At 38.4% G+C, this 21,401-nt stretch carries 17 protein-coding genes; 13 read left to right on the top strand and 4 right to left on the bottom strand.

Annotation, left to right across the window (positions count from 1 at the left end):
- The first annotated feature begins 3 nt into the window (after positions 1-3).
- From nifJ to VIHSUH07_RS03740, 3 genes are all read left to right on the top strand, one after another.
- Positions 4-3,543 (top strand): pyruvate:ferredoxin (flavodoxin) oxidoreductase, encoded by a 3,540-nt coding sequence (gene nifJ / locus VIHSUH07_RS03750; protein ID WP_105083959.1) that lies wholly within the window; start codon positions 4-6, stop codon positions 3,541-3,543.
- Positions 3,544-3,718: 175 nt separating this feature from the next.
- Positions 3,719-5,308, top strand: a complete 1,590-nt coding sequence (locus tag VIHSUH07_RS03745) for a class I SAM-dependent methyltransferase (RefSeq protein ID WP_105083958.1) — start codon at positions 3,719-3,721, stop codon at positions 5,306-5,308.
- 310 nt (positions 5,309-5,618) lie between these two features.
- Positions 5,619-6,647 carry a helix-turn-helix transcriptional regulator gene (locus VIHSUH07_RS03740; RefSeq protein ID WP_105083957.1) on the top strand — a complete coding sequence of 343 codons (1,029 nt, stop codon included), beginning with the start codon at positions 5,619-5,621 and terminating at the stop codon, positions 6,645-6,647.
- A 79-nt stretch (positions 6,648-6,726) separates the two neighbouring features.
- Here VIHSUH07_RS03740 and putP read toward each other — a convergent pair whose 3' ends face one another.
- On the bottom strand, positions 6,727-8,214 hold the full coding sequence (gene putP, locus VIHSUH07_RS03735) for a sodium/proline symporter PutP (protein WP_105083956.1): 1,488 nt from the start codon (positions 8,212-8,214) through the stop codon (positions 6,727-6,729).
- Positions 8,215-8,477: 263 nt separating this feature from the next.
- Between putP and recQ the strand changes: the two genes are divergently transcribed.
- The 9 genes from recQ (at position 8,478) to VIHSUH07_RS03690 (ending at position 17,365) form a co-directional block, all read left to right on the top strand.
- Positions 8,478-10,310, top strand: a complete 1,833-nt coding sequence (recQ, locus tag VIHSUH07_RS03730) for a DNA helicase RecQ (RefSeq protein ID WP_105083955.1) — start codon at positions 8,478-8,480, stop codon at positions 10,308-10,310.
- A gap of 58 nt (positions 10,311-10,368) precedes the next feature.
- A complete protein-coding gene (locus tag VIHSUH07_RS03725) occupies positions 10,369-11,160 on the top strand; it encodes a thymidylate synthase (protein ID WP_105083954.1) in 792 nt (263 codons plus the stop codon).
- Positions 11,161-11,169: 9 nt separating this feature from the next.
- On the top strand, positions 11,170-11,664 hold the full coding sequence (locus VIHSUH07_RS03720; RefSeq protein WP_105083953.1) for a dihydrofolate reductase: 495 nt from the start codon (positions 11,170-11,172) through the stop codon (positions 11,662-11,664).
- Complete coding sequence (locus VIHSUH07_RS03715; protein WP_105083952.1) at positions 11,664-13,841, top strand: Tex family protein; 2,178 nt, start codon at positions 11,664-11,666, stop codon at positions 13,839-13,841. The genes VIHSUH07_RS03720 and VIHSUH07_RS03715 overlap by 1 nt, the downstream gene beginning before the upstream one ends.
- A gap of 272 nt (positions 13,842-14,113) precedes the next feature.
- A complete protein-coding gene (locus tag VIHSUH07_RS03710; protein ID WP_105083951.1) occupies positions 14,114-15,598 on the top strand; it encodes an aldehyde dehydrogenase family protein in 1,485 nt (494 codons plus the stop codon).
- Between the two features lie 92 nt (positions 15,599-15,690).
- Complete coding sequence (locus tag VIHSUH07_RS03705) at positions 15,691-15,870, top strand: hypothetical protein (RefSeq protein ID WP_105083950.1); 180 nt, start codon at positions 15,691-15,693, stop codon at positions 15,868-15,870.
- Between the two features lie 125 nt (positions 15,871-15,995).
- Positions 15,996-16,424: a hypothetical protein gene (locus VIHSUH07_RS03700; protein ID WP_105083949.1), complete on the top strand. Its 429-nt coding sequence runs from the start codon at positions 15,996-15,998 to the stop codon at positions 16,422-16,424.
- 296 nt (positions 16,425-16,720) lie between these two features.
- A complete protein-coding gene (locus VIHSUH07_RS03695; protein ID WP_105083948.1) occupies positions 16,721-16,966 on the top strand; it encodes a hypothetical protein in 246 nt (81 codons plus the stop codon).
- Between the two features lie 15 nt (positions 16,967-16,981).
- On the top strand, positions 16,982-17,365 hold the full coding sequence (locus tag VIHSUH07_RS03690; RefSeq protein WP_105083947.1) for a hypothetical protein: 384 nt from the start codon (positions 16,982-16,984) through the stop codon (positions 17,363-17,365).
- Between the two features lie 254 nt (positions 17,366-17,619).
- On the opposite strand, the gene VIHSUH07_RS03685 is transcribed toward VIHSUH07_RS03690, so the two are convergent.
- Positions 17,620-18,027 (bottom strand): hypothetical protein, encoded by a 408-nt coding sequence (locus VIHSUH07_RS03685; protein WP_233187813.1) that lies wholly within the window; start codon positions 18,025-18,027, stop codon positions 17,620-17,622.
- A 77-nt stretch (positions 18,028-18,104) separates the two neighbouring features.
- Positions 18,105-18,860, bottom strand: coding sequence for an IS21-like element helper ATPase IstB (gene istB / locus VIHSUH07_RS03680; protein WP_005382493.1), 756 nt, complete (start codon positions 18,858-18,860; stop codon positions 18,105-18,107).
- Between the two features lie 215 nt (positions 18,861-19,075).
- Here istB and VIHSUH07_RS03675 point away from each other — a divergent pair, with 215 nt between their 5' ends.
- Positions 19,076-20,188: an IS1249 family transposase gene (locus VIHSUH07_RS03675; RefSeq protein ID WP_105083946.1), complete on the top strand. Its 1,113-nt coding sequence runs from the start codon at positions 19,076-19,078 to the stop codon at positions 20,186-20,188.
- Positions 20,189-20,206: 18 nt separating this feature from the next.
- Here the strand turns inward: VIHSUH07_RS03675 and istA are convergent.
- On the bottom strand, positions 20,207-21,401 hold a 1,195-nt coding region (gene istA / locus VIHSUH07_RS03670; RefSeq protein ID WP_233187812.1), incomplete at its 5' end, for an IS21 family transposase.

The raw sequence follows: 21,401 nt of genomic DNA, 5'->3' as shown, positions 1-21,401 counted from the left end.
CACATGAGTCGTAAATTTAAAACTATGGACGGCAACCAAGCGGCTGCTCACGTTTCTTATGGTTTTACAGAAGTTGCTGCGATTTACCCAATCACTCCATCTTCTCCAATGCCAGAACACATTGACGAATGGGCTGCATCTGGTCGTAAAAACATCTTCGGTAACACTGTTCAAGTTGTAGAAATGCAATCTGAAGCAGGCGCTGCTGCTGCTGTTCACGGTTCCTTGCAAGCTGGTGCATTAACAACAACTTTCACATCTTCCCAAGGTTTGTTATTGATGCTTCCTAACTTATACAAAGTAGCAGGCGAATTACTTCCAGGCGTATTCCAAGTAGCTGCTCGTGCATTAGCTGCACATGCATTGGCTATCTTCGGTGACCACCAAGACGTAATGGCTGCTCGTGCAGCTGGCTGCGCTATGCTTGCAGAATCCTCCGTACAAGAAGTAATGGACTTGTCTGCAGTAGCTCACTTAACAGCTATTAAAACTCGTGTACCGTTCATCAACTTCTTTGACGGTTTCCGTACATCCCATGAAATTCAAAAAATTCAAATCTGGGACTATGAAGAATTAAAACCATTAGTAGATATGGAAGCAGTTCAAGCATTCCGTAAAAACGCTTTGAACCCAGATGCTCCTGTAACTCGTGGTACTGCAGAAAACCCTGACGTTTACTTCCAACATCGTGAAGCATCCAATAAATTCTACTTGAACGTTCCTGACGTTGTAGAATACTACATGAACGAAATCAACAAATTGGCTGGTACTAACTACCAATTGTTCAACTACGTAGGTGCTCCTGATGCAACTGACGTAATCGTTACTATGGGTTCCTCCGCACAAGTAGTAGAATCCACTGTAAATTACTTAAATAAATTGGGTCGCAAAGTTGGTTTCATCAACGTTCACTTGTTCCGTCCATTCGCAACAGATCGTTTGTTGAAAGCTCTTCCTCAAACTGTAGAACGCATCGCTGTTCTTGACCGTACAAAAGAACCAGGCGCTTTAGCTGAACCATTGTTCTTAGACGTTCAAGCTGCTGTAGTTGATGGTGGCCGTAACATCAAAGTTATCGCTGGCCGTTATGGTTTGAGCTCCAAAGACGTTATCCCTGCAGACATCGTTGCTGTATTCGATAACTTAGCTGCTGACAATGGCAAGAAATTCTTCACATTGGGTATCAATGATGATGTTACATTCTTGTCCTTAGATCGTGCTGAAGGCGTAGAAGTTGAAACTCCTGGTTTGACTGAATGTAAATTCTGGGGCTTCGGTTCTGACGGTACTGTAGGTGCGAACAAATCCGCTATCAAAATCATCGGTGACCACACTGACTTGTATGCACAAGCATACTTCGATTACGACTCCAAAAAATCTGGTGGCGTAACAATGTCTCACCTTCGTTTTGGTACTAACCCAATCAACTTACCTTACTTGATTACTGAACCTCAATTCGTAGCATGTCACCGTCAATCCTACGTACATGAATACGACTTACTTCGCGGTATCAAAAAAGGCGGTACATTCTTATTGAACTGTACTTGGTCCCCAGAAGAATTGAACGAACATTTACCTGCTAAATTACGTCGTCAAATCGCAGAAAAAGAATTGAACTTCTACATCATCAATGCTGCGAAAATCGCTGCTGAAATCGGCTTAGGCGGTCGTATCAACATGGTAACTCAAGCTGCATTCTTCAAATTGACTGAAATCATCCCTGTAGATGACGCTATCAAATACTTGAAAGAATCCGTAGTTACTTCCTATGGTAAAAAAGGTCAAAACATCGTTGACATGAACAACGCTGCTATCGACCAAGGCGTTGGTGCTCTTGTAAAAGTAGACGTTCCAGCTGACTGGAAAAACGCTGTTGATGAAGGTGGTCACAAAGCTAAACCAGGCTGTGAATCCTGCCCATCTTTCGTTCAAAACATTGCACAACCAATCAATGCACAAGCTGGTTATGATCTTCCTGTATCCACATTCGCTGGTTACGAAGATGGTACATTACCTGCTGGTACTGCTAAATTCGAAAAACGCGGTCCTGCATTGTTCGTTCCAAAATGGATGCCAGAAAACTGTATTCAATGTAACCAATGTTCCTTCGTATGTCCACATGCTACAATTCGTCCAATCTTGGCAACTGAAGAAGAAGTGGCTGCAGCTCCAGAACATTTCGATACAATCCCTGCATTGGGCGCTAAAGACCTTCAATTCCGTATCGCAGTATCCCCATTAGATTGCTTGGGTTGCGGTAACTGTGTTGATATCTGTCCAGCTCCTAAAGGCAAAGCTATCGTAATGACTTCTATCGATTCCGAAATCGAACAAGCTGAAGCTTGGAACTACGCTGTTAACCTTCCTGTAAAAGAAAACCCTATGAAGAAGGAAACTGTTAAAGGTTCCCAATTTGAACAACCATTGTTCGAATTCTCTGGTGCTTGTGCAGGTTGTGGTGAAACTCCATACGCTAAATTGTTAACTCAATTGTTCGGCGATCGTATGATGATTGCGAATGCTACTGGTTGTTCCTCCATTTGGGGTGCTTCCATGCCAGCTTCTCCATACACAACTAACCAACAAGGTCAAGGTCCTTCCTGGGCAAACTCCTTGTTCGAAGATAATGCTGAATACGGCTATGGTATGTACATCGGCGTTAAGAAAATCCGTGAACAATTGCTTGAAGTAGCTAAGAAAGCTGTTGAAACAGCATCTGGCGAATTGAAAGAAGCATTGGAACAATGGATTGAATTCGCTAACCTTGGCGCAGCTACTCGTCAACGTTCCGCACGTTTGGTAGCAGCAATCGAAGCTGAAGGTGCTACAACTCCAGAATTGAAAGAAATCCTTGAAAAGAAACAATTCTTAATCAAACGTTCTCACTGGATCTTCGGTGGTGACGGTTGGGCTTACGATATCGGTTTCGGCGGTGTTGACCATGTATTAGCTTCTGGCGAAGACATCAACATCTGGGTATTCGATACTGAAGTATACTCCAACACTGGTGGTCAATCCTCCAAATCTACTCATGAAGCTGCTGTAGCTCAATTCGCTGCATCTGGTAAACGTACTAAGAAGAAAGACCTTGGCATGATGGCTATGTCTTATGGTTATGTATACGTAGCACAAGTTGCTATGGGTGCAGACAAAAACCAATTGATGAAAGCTGTTACAGAAGCTGAAGCTTATCCAGGTCCTTCCTTGATCATCGCTTACAGCCCATGTATCAACCATGGTATCAAAGCTGGTATGGGTAAAGCTCAAGAAGAACAACGCAAAGCAGTTGCTTGTGGTTACTGGGATCTTTACAGATACAACCCTCAACTTAAAGCTGAAGGTAAAAACCCATTCTCCTTGGATTCCAAAGAAGGCAACTACGACGAATTCCAAAACTTCCTTAAAGGTGAAGTTCGTTACGCTTCCTTGGCGAAAGCTGCTCCTGACGCTGCAGAAGAATTATTCGCTAAATGTGAAGAAGACGCTAAAGAACGTCGCTTAAGCTATGTTCGCTTACAAAAAGGTTTTGACGAAGTTAAATAATTAATTTCTCTAAACTGCATATACAAGAGGCATCCTCAATGAGGATGCCTCTTTTGCATCTATCATCCTTATGAATAGGTGTATAGTACGCATGATTTTGGTATAATAGATAGTATATATGTGTATTATTCATGTATTGTTTATACAATATATGTTTTTAATGATAGAGGATATTATGACTGCGAATACAAATGACGTACAACAAACCATTTATAGTGAATTAGGCTATAAATCAATGCCATTCCCATATACTACACCAGCCACTCTCGAAGCTTATGCGGCTCTAGTGGGCATTTCAGCACCTAACCCAAAAACTGCTAGAGTGTTAGAGCTAGGCGCAACCTATGGTGGCAATATTATTTCTCAAGCATTATTTAATCCAGATGCTACCTTCGTAGGTATTGAGCTTTCACAAGAACAAGTAGAAAAGGGCAATGAAGTCATCGCTAATGCAGGTTTAACCAATGTATCTCTTATTCAATCAGACATCGCATCTATTGGTAGTGAAATAGGTACATTTGATTATATTATTGCTCATGGTGTATATTCTTGGGTTGATGACGGTGTCAAAGAGGCGTTGTTGCGCCTTATCAATGAACATTTAGCAGAGGATGGCATTGCCTATGTGTCGTATAACACATATCCTGGTTGGCATACGATGGAAGAAGTACGTCAATTGATGATGTTCAGCAACCGTGATAAAACTCAGTTTAATCACAAGGAAAAGGTTCTGCATGGCAAAACAATTGGCAGCATCGTAGGTAGTCAAATTTTAAAATATGACAATCTAAAGGAACGAAACAGTAAATTCTTAGGTGCTCTTCGTTCTGTTATGCAAAAAGATGAATACTATGTTGGTCACGATCATTTAGAGCCTAATAATGATCCTGTATATTTCTATCAATTTAATGACCATTTAGGAGCGCATAATTTGGCATACCTATGTGATGCTGATTTAACTTTATCTATGGTGCGTAGCTTTGATGCTGATATTGCGGATACACTAGATAAACTCGCACCTAATGACCATGTAGCTCAAGAGCAGTATTTAGATTTTATGCTAGATACGACCTTTAGAAAATCTATTATATGTAAAGCTAAGCACGCAGAATCTGTAACTTACGACATGGGAACTCCTGAACTTGTAAATTCCGTACCTATGCGAACCATTATTAACAGCTTTACCTATACAATTCTCTTCAATGAAGAAGCATTGTCCATGTTTGAAAATGATATCGTGCGCGATACATTCCAGTCCATTATTAAGGATGGTGGTCAGTTTAATATGATCGAGGCTTTAGCTATTGTGAAAGCTGCTAATGATGCTGCTAAGGGCGATGATGAAAGCCTAGAAGCCGCTGTTAATGCGTTATATGTTGCGATGGCAGAACATATTGTACGCGGTGGCTTACGTTTCTTGAAACATCCACATCCTAAAGCTTACTATATGGAGGGCCAATCCTTTGTGCCTGCTAGATTTACTAAGTTTGTGAAAGCTTTAGTTGAATCTGGCACAGACATCATGTATGGGGCTACCTCTGAAAATGAAGCCGTAGAAAATCTATCCGATGAAGATTTGATGTTTATGGAAATCCTTAATAAACCAAAGGCAAAATCTACTATCGTTAACGCGATTAAGAAGAATATCTTTGGTGGTGCGCAAGCTGGTCAGGCAAAGAATCAAACGGCTATGGCTGAGGCATTCTATGCTGAGTTGACGAAACGTATGGAAACATTAGGCTATTTAGAAAATAAAATTAAATAAGGTTCTTTCCCGTGTAGCACGATAATAATGTGCGATAAGGTATAGATAAAGGCTAATTCTCAATATATAGAATTAGCCTTTATTTTTATGTTCAATATTTTCTTTTTATTTTATAAATATTACATTTTGTTATGTTAAGTTGCATAAAAGATATAGGAAAGATGAAGAAATGAATGAAAAATACATGAAGTAAACATGACTTTTATGATATACTTTGTATGAGTGATTTTGTGTACATATAATAATATGGTCATAGTAGGCCATATTTTGTTGTTAGTTAGTATAAGTATATTGTAAAAGGAGTTTTTCCATGGCATCTAAAAAGGCAGTACTAGTATATATACTAGAAATCCTACGAGATGAAACAGATGCAAATCATACATTATCTCAAGAGGAAATTCGTAGCATCTTAGCGAAGAAATATGAATTGACGGTAGATCGTAAAACCTTAGGGCGTCATCTAAATGATTTATATGAATCTGGTAATTTTAATATTGAATGTGAAGAATCTGCACTAGGTACAGATGGTTCGATTCGTCGCACCAATTTTTATATGATTCATCCCTTTGAAGAGGCTGAGTTACATTTGTTAATCGATGGCCTATTAGCATCACGTCATATTAGTGTAAATCAGCGTAAAGATTTGATTGATAAGGTATCTGCCTTGGGAGGCTGTTATTTTAAATCCCATGGAAAACAAATTAAGAGTACTCCTGATTCTCTTGTGAGAAGTCAGGACCTATTCCTAAATATTGATCTCATTGAAAAAGCGGTGACGGAAGGGAGAAAAATTTCGTTAGTCTATTATCAGCCTAGTACAGATAATAAATTATATCCTAATCTTGATTATGCAGGTAATGAGCGAAATTATATTTTTAACCCCTACCAATTAGTATCTAGTCGAGGACTCTACTACTTGGTAGGTAACCATGATAACCATGATGATATGTCTACACTACGTGTAGATCGAATTGGCAACATTAAGTTATTGGATATTCGCCGTAAGCCATTGCGTGAAATCCAAGGCTATCACAATCAAAATACCTTTGATGTAGATAGATACATGAAAGAACATATCTATATGTTTGGTGGTGAATCAGTAACGGTAGTGTTTGAAGCAAAACGAAGTATCGTTAACCAAATTCTCGATTGGTTTGATGGAAATGTAACATTTTTAAACGAGACCCCTCAAAAGGTGGAGTGTCGTGTTCATGTTAATCGGGAGGCTTTCAAATATTGGGCACTACAATATATGCAAAGCGTGAAAGTATTATCACCAGCATCATTAGTGTTCGATGTGCGTGAAGCTATTCGTGATGGATTATCACAATATGTATAAGAAGAAGGGCTGTAAGTATAACAGCCCTTTATTACGAAAAAGGAGCTATTGAGAAATCAATAGCTCCTTTTGTGCATTCTTAGAGAATATGCAATTTTTCTGCTTCTTTATAATCTTTTAATACTGGTCTTGGTGGTAATTTGTCTAAAATGCTGACAAGGTAAATTGCAATGGATGAGAATAAAAATCCTGGTACAATTTCGTAAAGTCCAAAGAATGCAAATTGTTTCCAAATTAGGACTGTAAGACCACCCACAACGATGCCCGCAATACAACCGCGGCGCGTCATGCGTTTCCAGAATAGGGAGAAGATGATAGCAGGGCCAAACGCGGCACCAAAACCAGCCCAAGCATAGGCAACCATCGTAAGGATGAGGCTATCTGGATTTAATGCTAAGAAAATGGATATGGCCGCAACCAACAATACAACAATACGGCTTACAAGCACGAGTTCTTTGTCGGTTGCCGTTTTGTGAATGATATTAGCGTAAAAATCATTAGCAATAGCAGAGGCTGTTACTAATAGTTGAGCGGATGCAGTACTCATGATAGCTGCAAGTACAGCAGACCAGATAAGGCCAGCCATAAATGGCGAAAATAAACGTTCCGTCATAACGAGGAATATCGTCTCTGCATCTGTACCAACTAATTTTTCTGGTAACATATATACATGACCGATGAGGCCTACGAAAATAGCTGCTAATAAGGAAAGAATAACCCAAACCATAGCAATATTTGTAGATTTTTTTAGTTCCTTCGCATCGGAAATCGCCATGAAGCGAACTAAGATATGTGGCTGACCGAAGTAGCCAAGCCCCCAACCAAGGGAAGAGATGATGCCGATGACAAGAGCAAACATATCATTCGTATCACCCCAGAGGTTTAATCCTTGAGGAAATTCACTTTGGATGAGTTGCATCGTATCAATAGGACCACCTAAGTACATAGCCGCCGTAATAGGTACAGCTAAGATGGCGAAGAACATCAACGCCCCTTGAATACAGTCCGTCCAAGATACGGCAAGGAAACCTCCGAGGAAGGTATAAAATACTACAATGCCCGCCGTAATAAAGAGGGAGACCGTATAGTCTAAACCGAAGATGGTATTGAATAATTTGCCTCCTGCCACAAATCCAGAGGATGTGTAGATGAGGAAGAAGATTAATATAAATAATGCGGAAATAACAGCTACCGAATGGGATTGATCGTGGAACCGATTTTTTAAATAATCCGGTAATGTTAGGCTGTCGCTAGCTACCTCCGTATGGTTACGCAATCTACGGGATACGAATCGCCAGTTGGCCCAGGTGCCCAAGGTAAGTCCTACGGCAATCCATACACCGGAAATACCCGTAGTATAGGCCAAGCCCGGTACCCCCATAAGCATCCAACCACTCATGTCGGAGGCTTCGGCACTGAGTGCCGTAATCCACGGTCCTAGCTGTCTACCGCCCAATATATAGTCACCAATACTGTTCGATTTGCGATAATAGTAGACCCCGATGTACATCATCAGTCCTAAATACAAGGCAAAGGCGATTATGATCATTATGTTGTTGTGTGTCATGCCTATATAAAACCTCCTTAGGGTTGTTCACCACGTTAAAATATATACTAATTATTGTATCATAAATTGCCATTCTATAGGATATGTAAATCATATAATTTATTGGTAAATATTGATGATATTGTTAAAATTACTAAACAGTATTATATGAAAATAATTCAAAAAACACCTCAAAAAATGATACAATAAATAGACACGATATTTCATTTTGATATGGCATATAACATTGTTAATTTTGTACACATAGGAAAGGAGGTATACCGATGGAGGCTATTAATTCTCGTGATAGAGCGTTACAACTACTGCAAACCTACTTTGGGTATACATCCTTTCGGCCCGCTCAGGAGGCTCCTGTAGAGTCTTTATTAAAGAACGAGGATGTAGTGGCCATCATGCCTACTGGGGCAGGTAAATCGATATGCTTTCAAATTCCAGCTCTTTGTAAATCGGGGCTTACCGTCGTATTCTCGCCCTTAATATCTTTGATGAAAGACCAAGTTGATGGCTTGGTGGATCAAAATATACCGGCTGCCTTAATCAATAGTACATTAACGCAAACAGAATTTAATAAGACCATGTACCATGTACGTAGTGGGAATATTAAATTATTATATATTGCACCAGAGCGATTAGGTTCTAATTTTTTCTGCAATGTGTTACGCTCCATGCCAATTTCTCAAGTTATTGTCGATGAGGCGCATTGTATCTCTCAGTGGGGTCATGATTTTAGACCTTCCTATCGCTTGATAGGCGATTGGCTGGCCAGTTTACCTAAACGTCCCGTGGTGGGGGCTTTCACAGCGACGGCTACGAAGGCCGTAGAGAATGATATTAAAACATTATTAGGTCTCGATCATGCGAATGTATATGTTACGGGATTTGATAGGCCGAATTTATCGTTTTCCGTCGTGCGCACACCAAAGCGCATGGATTATGTAGTCGATTATGTGCGGCGGCATAGTCATGAAAATGGTATCATCTATTGCTCTACGCGCAAGGATGTAGAACGAGTCTACGATAATTTGACGCGTGCCGGAATCCAAACTGGATATTACCATGCCGGATTATCCGATGAGATGCGCAAAGATATGCAAAATAAATACGCCTTCGACCAATTACAAGTTATGGTAGCTACCAACGCATTTGGCATGGGCATCGATAAGAGTAATGTGCGGTATGTGTTGCATTACCAAATGCCGCGTAATATGGAGTCCTATTATCAAGAGGCGGGCCGTGCTGGACGCGACGGCGCACCGGCAGAATGTATTCTGCTCTATAGTGGGCAAGATGTGCGCGTTCATAAGTATTTGATTGAACAAGGTCATTTAGAACCACAGCGTGAGCAGGTAGAACTTAGAAAACTGCAGTCCATGATTGATTACTGTTTTTGTAGTACTTGCCTAAGAAAATATATGCTCGCCTATTTTGGTGAAATCGTTCCGTGGCTCGAATGCAGTAACTGTAGTTCCTGTAATACAAAAGGGGAACGTGTTAATGTCACGAAAGAGGCAAAGGCCATATTCCGTGCCATTATCGCCACCGAGGAGCGGTATGGTGCCTCTATGATTTCGTCCATCGTGCGCGGAGAACGGACTGATCGCATTACGAGGGCAGGTCTTGATGCCTTATCTGTATTTGGGTATTTATCGGATGTAGGGGATAAGGAGATTAAGGGCCTCATACAACAATTTGTGGCCTCTGGATACTTGCGGAGTTCTATGGGAAAATATCCGGTCTTATCCGTTACCGCCGGTGCAGAAGAGGTTCTAGCAGGACATAAAGAGGTAGAAGAAATTAGGCAAGAGGTTATCGTGCCATCTCGTAAAACGAAAAAATCAGCCTCTATCTCTCGCTCCGAAGTACCCCGTTCTGGTTCTGGTGGGCTATTTGAACATTTACGTCAACATCGCAAACAATTGGCATCGCAACTTAGTGTGCCGCCGTATATTATATTCCCTGACACGGTGCTTATCGATTTAGCCAATATACGGCCTAAAACATTAGGCGAATTTGGCAATATAAAGGGCGTAGGGGAAGCAAAATTAAAGAAATATGGACTTTCATTTTTAGAGGCCATTTCACAATATAAGGGGTAACAAATTGGCGTTTCTATAACGCTATATTGAGTGATTTCTAATATGATTAGGGGGAACTATGAGCTTAGCAGATACACAATATCTCAATATTATTGAAAATATATTAGATCATGGCATATATGGTCAAAATAGAACAGGCATAGCCACATATAAATTGCCACAACAAATTATGCAGTTTGATTTACAAGAGGAATTTCCAATTTTAACTACAAAATTTGTGGCTTTCAAAACAGCCGTGAAAGAATTGTTATGGATTTGGCAAATGCAGTCTAATGATGTGCGTAAATTACAAGATATGAATGTCCATGTATGGGATGAATGGATGCGCGAAGATGGGACTATTGGTAAGGCCTATGGTTATCAAATTGCTAAATACAAACAATTGGATAATCTCATCAAAACTATAAAAGAGGATCCAGATAGTCGCCGCATGATTGTTACATTATGGAATATTGAGGATTTGCCTGATATGGCTTTGCAACCTTGTGCGTATGAAACATTGTGGGATGTAGGCAATGGCTATTTAAACTGCATGCTCATCCAACGCAGTGGTGATATGGGGCTTGGTGTTCCATTTAATACGGCTCAATATGCAGCACTCTTATGTATGATTGCTCAAGTGACTGGTTTGAAGCCTGGTAAGTTTACCCATGTTATTAATAATGCACATATTTACGAAAATCATGTGGATGCATTGCGCGAGCAATTGTCTCGTCGAGATCAAGCGTTGCCAGCTCCAAAAATTCGTGTAAATTCAGAGATTACTGACTTTTATGATTTCACACCGGATGATATCGTGTTAGAAGGGTATGAACATTTAGGCAAATTGGCTATGACTGTAGCCGTATAGGGGGATACTATGTTAGCACTTATCGTAGCGGTGGCACATCATCGCGTTATCGGCAAGGATAATTCTCTGATTTGGCATTTGCCCAATGATTTGAAATTTTTCAAGGAAAAAACGACGGGCCACGTTATTATTATGGGACGTAAGACCTTTGAAAGCTTGCCCTTTTTATTGCCTGATCGGGAACATTGGGTGATTACAAAAAATAAAGGTTTTAATGCACCGGAAGGGGTACGTGTATTTTCTTCACCCGAAGCTGTTGTAGAGGCTGCTAAAGAGATGGATGTGGCCTATGTTATTGGGGGCGCACAAATCTACGAAGCTTTTTTACCGTATGTAGATGTAATGCACATTACGGAGGTTGACCATGAATTTGAAGGAGATGCTCATTTTCCTGCATTTGATGCGTCAGCTTTCACAATTACCTCCGTTGTAGAGGGGACGGCAGATGATAAAAATAAATATCCTCATCGATTTGTAACATATGAAAGAAAAGGACATAACTAATGGAATCAATGTTTGCCATTATTGCAAAGGAATTGGGTGTTAAGCCTGGTCAAGTAGAATCAGCGGTTACTCTCTTAGATGAAGGTAACACGGTGCCATTCATCGCTCGTTACAGAAAAGAAGTAACAGGCGAATTACAAGATGAACAACTGCGAACTATCGAGGAACGCATTAAATATTTGCGCAATTTAGAAGCACGGCGTCAAGAAATCATCAATGCTATTACGGAACAAGAAAAGATGACCGATGAATTGATGGCATCTTTGATGAAAGCTGTAAAATTACAAGAATTAGAGGATTTGTATTTACCATATCGACCTAAGAAACGGACACGGGCCATGATTGCCCGTGAACGCGGACTAGAGCCTTTAGCAGATATGATTTTGAATGATACGGTTACAACTGGTAATCCTCTAGATATCGCAAGAGAGTATATTTCTGAAGAGGTGCCTACACCGGAGGACGCCATTCAAGGTGCGTCGGACATCGTTGCAGAAATTGTCAGCGACAGTGCAGATTTTCGCGCTACTCTTCGTAAGCGTATGTGGAAGGAAGGTTTTATCCAAGCAGAACTCGTGGAAGATAATGAACACAAGGACCAATTCCTTCAATATAATGAGTATGCTGAACCGGTTCGTCAGATGCCGTCCCATCGTATCTTAGCGGTTAATCGAGGCGAAAAATTAGGGGCTCTTAAATTGGCCCTAACCGTACCCGATGAATCTTATATTCAATACATGGTGCGTGGTATTACTAAAAATGAACAATCTATTTTTAGTGATGTGAAAGCTAGCGCCGTAGCAGATGCGTATAAACGCTTGATGTTTCCTGCTCTTGAACGGGATATTCGCAATGAATTAACCGAATCTGCAGATGAGCAAGCAATTAAGGTATTTGGTGTAAATCTTAAAAATTTATTGTTACAACCGCCATTGGCCGGCCATGTTATTATGGGCCTCGACCCAGGGTATCGTACAGGTTGTAAGATGGCTATTATCGATGCGCAAGGGAATGTACTCGATTATGGTGCTTACTATTTAACGAATAGCGAAAAGCTAAAACAAGAAGCACAAAAGAAATTAGCGGAAAAGATTCGCAAATTCAATGTTACCTTATTGTCCATTGGTAACGGTACTGCCTCGTATGAAACAGAACAATTTGCGTCTAAGATGATTGAAGAGGAAAAATTAGATTGCCACTACATCATTACTAATGAGGCGGGTGCATCTGTATATTCTGCATCAAAATTGGCTATTGATGAATTGCCAGATTTAGACGTAACGATTCGCGGCGCCGTATCCATCGCTCGTCGTGTACAAGATCCATTGGCAGAGTCTGTTAAAATCGATCCTAAATCTATTGGGGTTGGTCAATACCAACATGATGTAAATCAAAAGCAATTAACTCATACATTAGACCAAGTAGTTGAATCTGTAGTTAACCATGTTGGGGTAGAGCTTAATACGGCATCTCCGGCGATTTTGCAGCATATTGCAGGCATTTCTGGTACGGTAGCAAAAAATATTGTAGCATTCCGTCAAGAAAATGGTGGATTTACTAGTCGTAAGCAACTATTAAAGGTTCCTCGCTTAGGTCCTGCAGCATTTACTCAGTGTGCTGGTTTCTTGCGATTAAATGGTGCTAAGAATCCATTGGATAATACATCTGTTCACCCTGAGTCTTATGAGTTGGCAGAACGTATTATTGGTGAATTAGGTTTTACATTAAAGGATTTACAAGATAAATCCCAACTTGAAGCATTACAGGTTAAATTACCATTGGTTGATGTAGATAAGATGGCGCATAAGCTTGATGCGGGTATTCCTACTGTGCGAGATATCATTGCAGCTCTTGCTAAACCAGGTCGTGACCCTCGTGAGGATTTACCAGCACCTCTGACGCGTAAGCATGTGGTTAGCCTTGAGGATATTAAAGTTGGTACAGTTGTTAAAGGTACGGTGCATAATGTAGTAGACTTTGGTGCCTTTATTGATTTTGGTTTAAAAACGAATGGTTTATTACATCGTAGCGAACTATGCACGGCGAAACAACATCCTTCTGATGTACTTGCTGTAGGCGATATTATTGAAGCTGAGATCATCTCTGTTGATGTAAAACGAAATCGTATCGGATTATCCGTCAAGTCATTGAGAAATAAAGACAAGAAAAAGGCCTAATTTTGTTAGGGTAATTCGTAAAAAATTATACATGTCAAAATTGAACATGATTAAAAGGAGTCCTTTAGGTAATAGAGGACTCCTTTTTTGTGTACTCTGTTATCATAAATAGTGATAAGTATATCGATTTTGATATAGAATAAAACTATTGAGAATATTATAAAATCGTTATATCGAAAATTATAAAATAGATTGAAATAATTAGATATTGGGTGTATGATGAACTCATAGAAGATAATTAATAGTCGTTATCCATTAAAGGAGGAAGTACTATGAGTTTACATATTAAAGAAAGATATGGCCTTTTAATCAATAATGAATGGGTACCTGCATCTGATGGTGCTGAATTTAATGTATATAACCCTGCTAATGGCGAGCAACTTGCTGTTTGTGCAGAAGCTACGCAGGCGGATGTTGATAAAGCTGTAGCAGCTGCAACAGAGGCTTTTAAAACGTGGAAAACAGTTTCTCAAGTCGATCGGGCAGATTATTTATTAAAGATTGCAGATGCCATTGATGCTCACAAAGAACATTTGGCACAAGTTGAGACCTATGACAATGGTAAACCAATCCGTGAAACATTAAACGTGGATATTCCACTTGGTGCAGACCATTTCCGTTACTTCGCCGGCGTACTTCGCGCAGAAGAAGGTTCGGCACAAGTATTTGATGAAAATACATTAAGTCTTATTATTCGTGAACCGATTGGCGTAGTAGGTCAAGTAGTACCTTGGAACTTCCCTTTCCTAATGGCTGCTTGGAAACTGGCACCAGCTCTTGCAGCAGGTTGTACAGTTATTATCAAACCTTCTAGCCATACATCCCTTAGTTTGTTAGAACTAGGTAGCATTTTGCAAGATATCTTACCTCCAGGTGTTGTAAATATTGTAACGGGTAAAGGTTCTAAATCTGGCCAATATATCCTTGATCATCCAGGCTTCAGCAAACTTGCTTTCACAGGCTCTACAGAAGTAGGTCTTGATGTATATAAAGCGGCATCTGAACGCTTGATTCCTGCTACATTGGAATTAGGTGGTAAATCGGCGAATATTTTCTTTGAAGATGCGAACTGGAAACAAGCTCTTGATGGGGCAATGCTCGGTATCCTATTCAATCAAGGTCAAGTATGTTGCGCCGGTTCCCGTATCTTCGTACAAGATACAATTTATGATAAATTTGTAGCTGAACTTTCTAAATTATTTGATAAGGTAAAAGTTGGATTGCCTTGGGATGAATCTACACAACTAGGTTCCTTGATTTACGAAGCACAAGTTAAGAAAGTACTTAGCTATATAGAACTTGCTAAGGAAGAAGGCGCTCGTGTTGTAGCTGGTGGTGAACGTATTACAGATGGCGAACTTGGCAAAGGTTGCTTCGTAAGACCGACACTCATCGTGGATGCTACAAATGATATGCGCGTAGCTCGTGAAGAAATCTTTGGTCCGGTGGCAGTAGTGATTAAATTCCATAGCGAAGACGAAGTAATTGAACAAGCTAATGATAGCTTATACGGTCTTGGTGGTGGCGTATTTACACAAAATCTTAACCGTGCAATCCGCGTAGCCCGAGCCATCGAAACAGGTCGTATGTGGGTTAATACATATAACTCCATCCCAGCAGGCGCACCATTCGGTGGATACAAACAATCTGGTATAGGCCGGGAAACACACAAGGTTATCCTTGAGCACTACACACAAATGAAAAACATCATTGTAAATTTGAGTGATAAACCATCTGGGTTCTATGATTTAGATTAATAATTTAATAGATTTTCCTTTTACTTATATTTGATAAGAAGGCACCTCGAAGAGGTGCCTTTTTTGCATTATCATACTATTACTTAATTTTATTGGACTTAGTGTTCTCCGTTTCCTCTAAATCTAATTTCAAGGATCCAACAGGTAGTATTAGTGCTAGCGTAGGACGCATTGATAGCCAATGGAAACGCATAACTCATCAAGTAGGTATTTTTGCTGGAGAAGTAGGCTATGATAAGATTTATAATAATATTGGTCTACTTCAAACTTAGGCGTAGAATCTATAGGTAAAGCAAGCTCGACTACTCAATCTGCAATTTCAGATGGTATACTAACTGTAGATGATAAAGAAATTGATACTAAGACAGAGAATACTTATACAGAGAGGAGGATAAAAATGATGGAACTTCAAAAAAGAATTGATATATTAGATTTATGGGATGAAATGCCATATTCATTAGATATTAAAGATTTTGGTAATACAGTCATATTATTGTCAGAATCCTGTGAAATTAGATTTATTAACTGTATAGAGGTTAATATTAAAAGTGACATTTTATTTAAGAATGAATCAATGAAATTTCATGAATATCGTAATCATGAATATGATATTCAAGATATTAGTGTCGAACCATGTGTTGTTAAAACAGATGGAACTATGACTCATAATAAGAAAAGGGTAAGTCCAGTACTAAATGGTGTTAAAGCTAAAATAGTTATGCCTGTAATGTGTATTGATTTGATTGCTGTTGATTTTATAATTTCCACAAAGAAGGACGAAGAGAATCTAATACAGTCTAAATTTAGCTATATAGACCTTGAATGATTAAACGTATTTGATTAAATCTTTAAGCTGTTAATTTATATAGTCTGAGGGAAAATAAAATCTTTACTATTTTATCTTTAATAGACCTTTTCCTTATGGGAATATAAAATTGGAGTCAGTCAACTATAACTTAGTTATTAATGGAAATCGTATAATGTTTGACTATCAGAGATTAGTTCGTACTAAATGGAGGTTCTATAATAAATGTTGGGGTGATATCATTAACAGTATCAATAACAACACGTTTTGTCCTATAATCTGAGTTTAATAACTTCTTTACATCATTTTCTGTATGGATGAAGCAATTAACTAATGCTTTCTTATTACCAGATTCTAATGGATATAGAGTAGTTGATCCTAATATAATTATTCAAGAGGTTTCTGGCTCATCAGTATCGGGAGATTGTAATCTTTTGAGGTCATATAATATAACACCGACCCCAGGTGGTTATACTTTACATGTTATTGGTATTGAAACTGGTGCACATATGTCTGTAAATCGAACTGTGGTTAAATTTTTAGGATATCAAAACCAACTTTAGAAAGGATAAGAAATAATGTTTGTTAATCCATGGCAGTTTTGTGTAGCAATCGTTCTCATGATTTTTGGTACATATTTTATTGCATTTCGTTTTTGGTGTCGTCGAAAAGGTATTCCGGTAGAGATTTTATCAGTTACACCTAGAATTATTAAAGAACTTCCTAATTTTACAGTTATTTATGGATATGATGTTAAGTATCTATTAAATGGTGCAGAATATACGACTCACAGTCTAGAGTTTTATATTACCGTGTTAGTTCCAGGACCTATGATTCCTTATAGTACAACGGGTAAATTACTTCATAATGGAAAGGTGAGTCTTGATAAGGTAAAAACAAATACGACATATGGTGTTGTATTATGGTTATTTGCCATTATTCTCTTGGCTGAGTTATATTGATAGTTATTTAATTATTGGAATAGAGGTGTATTAATCTGAAATGGATAACTGATTTTGATAAAGATACCTTTGAAGCATTAGCTATTAATGCAATTAAGAATCGGAAGGCATTACAGTTGGGACCATTAGAAAATCAAACACTCCGTCAATATCTAAGTAAATAAAATATGCGATTAGTGAAAATAACTAAACGGGCACCAATTTAATTATTGGTGCCCATTCGAGTTATTCATTATAATTTTGTTAACATAGAACTAGAATATATTTTTTATGATATAGTTGATTACGATGAGTGGAACGATACTAACCACTAAGGTTGTTGCAGTATCTCGTACAGACATATTATATTCTGCTATACATAGTTTTAATAATGTAAATGCGGTCCATCCATAAGTGCACATATTCAAGATGAATATAATTGCTCTAGCAAGACCGGATGGGAGTGTATTAGTATACAAACTCATCATAAATGGTACAAATATAATATTTTGTACTAGTGTAAGGACCGCAAATACTCCTACAGCGTACATGAATTGTTTGAAAGTGTCTTGGAATGTTACACTGATTGTAGGATAGGTGCGATTACAATAAAAGTTAAAGATATAGCTTGCTAATAGAGCTGGGATGACAGCCTTTAATAAAGCTTTAACTATGAGTCCCAATAATGTGGTAAATGAAAAGATGGTAAATGTAAATGTCAATATAAGAATGTACAATTTTGACGATGTACAATGTACAGTTATTCCTTCTGTTGCATATGGTTTCGTAACCGGTATGAATCTCCAGTTATGCTAATCACATGTGCATGGTGAAGTAATCGATCAACAATAGCATTAGCTACTCGCTCATCATGCAAAATGGTAGCCCACTCATCAAAATTAATGTTAGACGTTACGATGGTACTTTTTTTTTCGTATCGTCTATCAATAATTTGAAATAGTAAGTTAGCATCACCTGGTTGTAACGGTAAATAGCCAATTTCATCAATGATGAGTAATTGGTAGCGTGCATAATGCTTGAGCCGAGTTTCTAATCGTCCTTCATCTTTTGCACTCTTAAGGTTTTGAATTAAATCATGGCATTTAATAAAATAGGTGCTTCGTCTGTTACGAGAGCTTTCAATACCTAGTGATGTAGCTAAATGTGTTTTCCCAACTCCGCTAGAGCCAAGAAATACAATGTTTTCAGCTTGTTCCATGAATCCTAATGATGCTAAATCCTTAATTTGCATTTCGTTAATTTGTGGTTGAAATGAAAATTCAAAATCAGCTAGTGTTTTCAAATGAGGAAAATTACTAATTTTCACCATATGGTTAATTACGTTTTGTCGTTTAATATCAACTTCGTAATCACTCAGCTTCAATAACCACTCAATATGAGATAAGCTCTGTGTATTAGCTAATTCAATTGTTTCATCTAGGTGTAACATGCATTGTTTTAGTTTTAGATATGCTAGATTATCTTGTAAGCGTTGGTAATTAGTCTGTAGTGTCATAGATAGCTCCTATCTTTTGGCTTATAGGACAAAAAGTGTGTGTGAAAACCCTTATAACACTAGATATTTACTAGTGTTATAAGGGTTTAATCTTTTTCTGGAGAAGTTTGAGGGTGGACAAAAAGTGTGGGTAAAAACATCAATTAACCCTTGTAATTACTGATTAAAATGAGGTTATATCTTCCTATATATAAACAAATATGGAGGAAGAGTTTATGCGACAAATAAAATGTCCTGATTGTAATGAAACATGTATTAAACATGGTGTTTTAAAATCTGGTTCTCAGCGTTGGTTTTGCAAACATTGTAAGGTGGCATTTACCGTTAAAATTAATAATTTAAGTAAAGAGTTAAACCTATTTTTGAATTGGTTATTCAGCACCGATATTCAAGCTGATATGCCAGGTAAAGGTCGTACATTTAGGCGTAAAACCGCTAAATTTTGGTCCATATGGCCATTGCCACCAAAAGTGGAAGAAGTACATGATGTGGTATATCTTGATGGAATTTACTTAGCTAGGAATTTATGTGTGTTGATTTGTTGCAATGATACTCATGTTCTAGGATGGTATGTCTGTCGTTATGAGCATGCTAGAGCTTGGCAGTGTTTAATGGAACGGATTGCCGAACCTAAAGTCGTTGTGTCTGATGGTGCTAATGGTTTGCCTAAAGCATTACGTAAAGTTTGGCCTCATAGCAGTCACCAAAGATGCCTGTTTCACATTTTTTGTCAGGTTAGACGATATACGACAAGTAGACCTAAAACGTTAGCAGGAAAGAATCTTTATACTCTTGCTAAAGATTTATTTAATGTGAAAACAATGGATCAAGCTTTTATATGGATTAATAAACTTTCGGCGTGGCGAATGACATATTCTGATTTTTTACGAGAAATGACGATTGATGAATTCGGAAACAAACGCTCTACACATGAGCGTTTGCTTAAGGCTGAATCATCATTATGGCGTCTGATTAGGCAACAAACTTTATTTACTTTTTTGGAATGTATTGATATTACAATACCTACAACAAATAATCGTATTGAAGGTGGAGTAAATGCTCAACTAAGAAGTATGTTACGGGCTCATAGAGGCCTTTCACTTGAAAGAAGACTAAAAGCGGTCTATTGGTGGTGCTATATGCACTCACCAAGACCGCTTTCTATTTCAGCTATATTAAATTGTATGCCTACAGATGAATCGATTGCTGCTATCTACAAACGGTTATCTGATTATTGCCAAATAGATCGTTCAATTCCTCAATGGGGTGATGCTCCTGTTTGGAATGAGCTACATATGTCTACAGATTTTCCAACTTATTGGGATTAGTCACACACACTTTTTGTCCTATAACCCTATCTCCAAATTAGATTTTGCTTTAGCTTTCACATCTTCAGAACTTAGATAAGGAATTGTTTTCTGCAATTGTGCCTCATAATGAGAAGGCAAATAGTTAATCTTCTTATCACTTAATGGGTGCTGTGCAATCAATTCTGTGCTATCATATATGTATAGCATCTTATCTATGGTCTTTAAGGTCATAGATTTGGCCACATATCCTGGCGGTACAGAATAGTGGCTACCACGAAAGCTAATGAGATTACTTGCTGAAACCTTAGCTTTTGGGTGATCTATGCGGTAGGAATCTCTTATCACTTTTGTTGGAAGTGGGGTAAGAGATTCCTTTTCTTTTTCAAGCAGTGCAGACGGTATTTGTCTTGTAGCTTGAGAAATCGCTAGATTACTACGTAAAATAATTTTTTGAATCTGTTCTTCCACTTCTTGTATTGTTAATTTTCCTTGGTACGCATGAATTTCATCTAGAATTTTCATTTGGCTTTCTACTTTGCCTTTCGTTTGTGGACGGCGCGCCATACACGGCTTAAATGTAAAGCCAAAGTCACTTGAAAATTGTTCTGCTTTGGTATGAAGCTGTCCTTTAGTTCCAGCTAGCCTCGGTTGTACCATCACGGTTTTCATATTATCTGTTAATAGTACATGCGGAACACCTTGTAATTGTTCAAAGAATTCTACCAATGTATCTTGTAGTGTTTCAGTAGTTCTATCGAAAGTGACCTTTGCTAATTTGTATCGAGAATAGCCTAATGTCATCAACAATATATTAAAAGTTATGTGTGTGCCATCATGCAATAGGAATTTAATATTCTCTTTCCAATCAACTTGAGCCTGTTCAGCTGGTGCGGTTTCAAAACGAATCGTATGCTGCATACTAGGCGATGTATGTTTTCTATCAAAATAGGATTGAAATACTGGTATCTTTAAAATATAACCGCGAAATGTAGAGTAAGCAGCTGTGAGTCCATGGTTATCTACCAAGTATTGCCACAAGACACGCTTATAATAAAATTGTTGGGGTGTATCATCAGATAATAAAGTCTGTATTACGTCATGAAATTTATCAATCATAGATGGTTTATGACGATGTGGATCAGGCGTTCCATTTTCATAATGAGATTTTATGGTGCGTCTATCATAGCCTAATTCACGACCTAGTAAACTATAATTAGGTTTCAAATTGCAA

Source organism: Veillonella sp. T34266-5 (assembly GCF_002959815.1).
Classification (GTDB): Bacteria; Bacillota; Negativicutes; order Veillonellales; family Veillonellaceae; genus Veillonella; species Veillonella atypica.
This window is presented reverse-complemented; position numbering and strand designations above follow the sequence as displayed.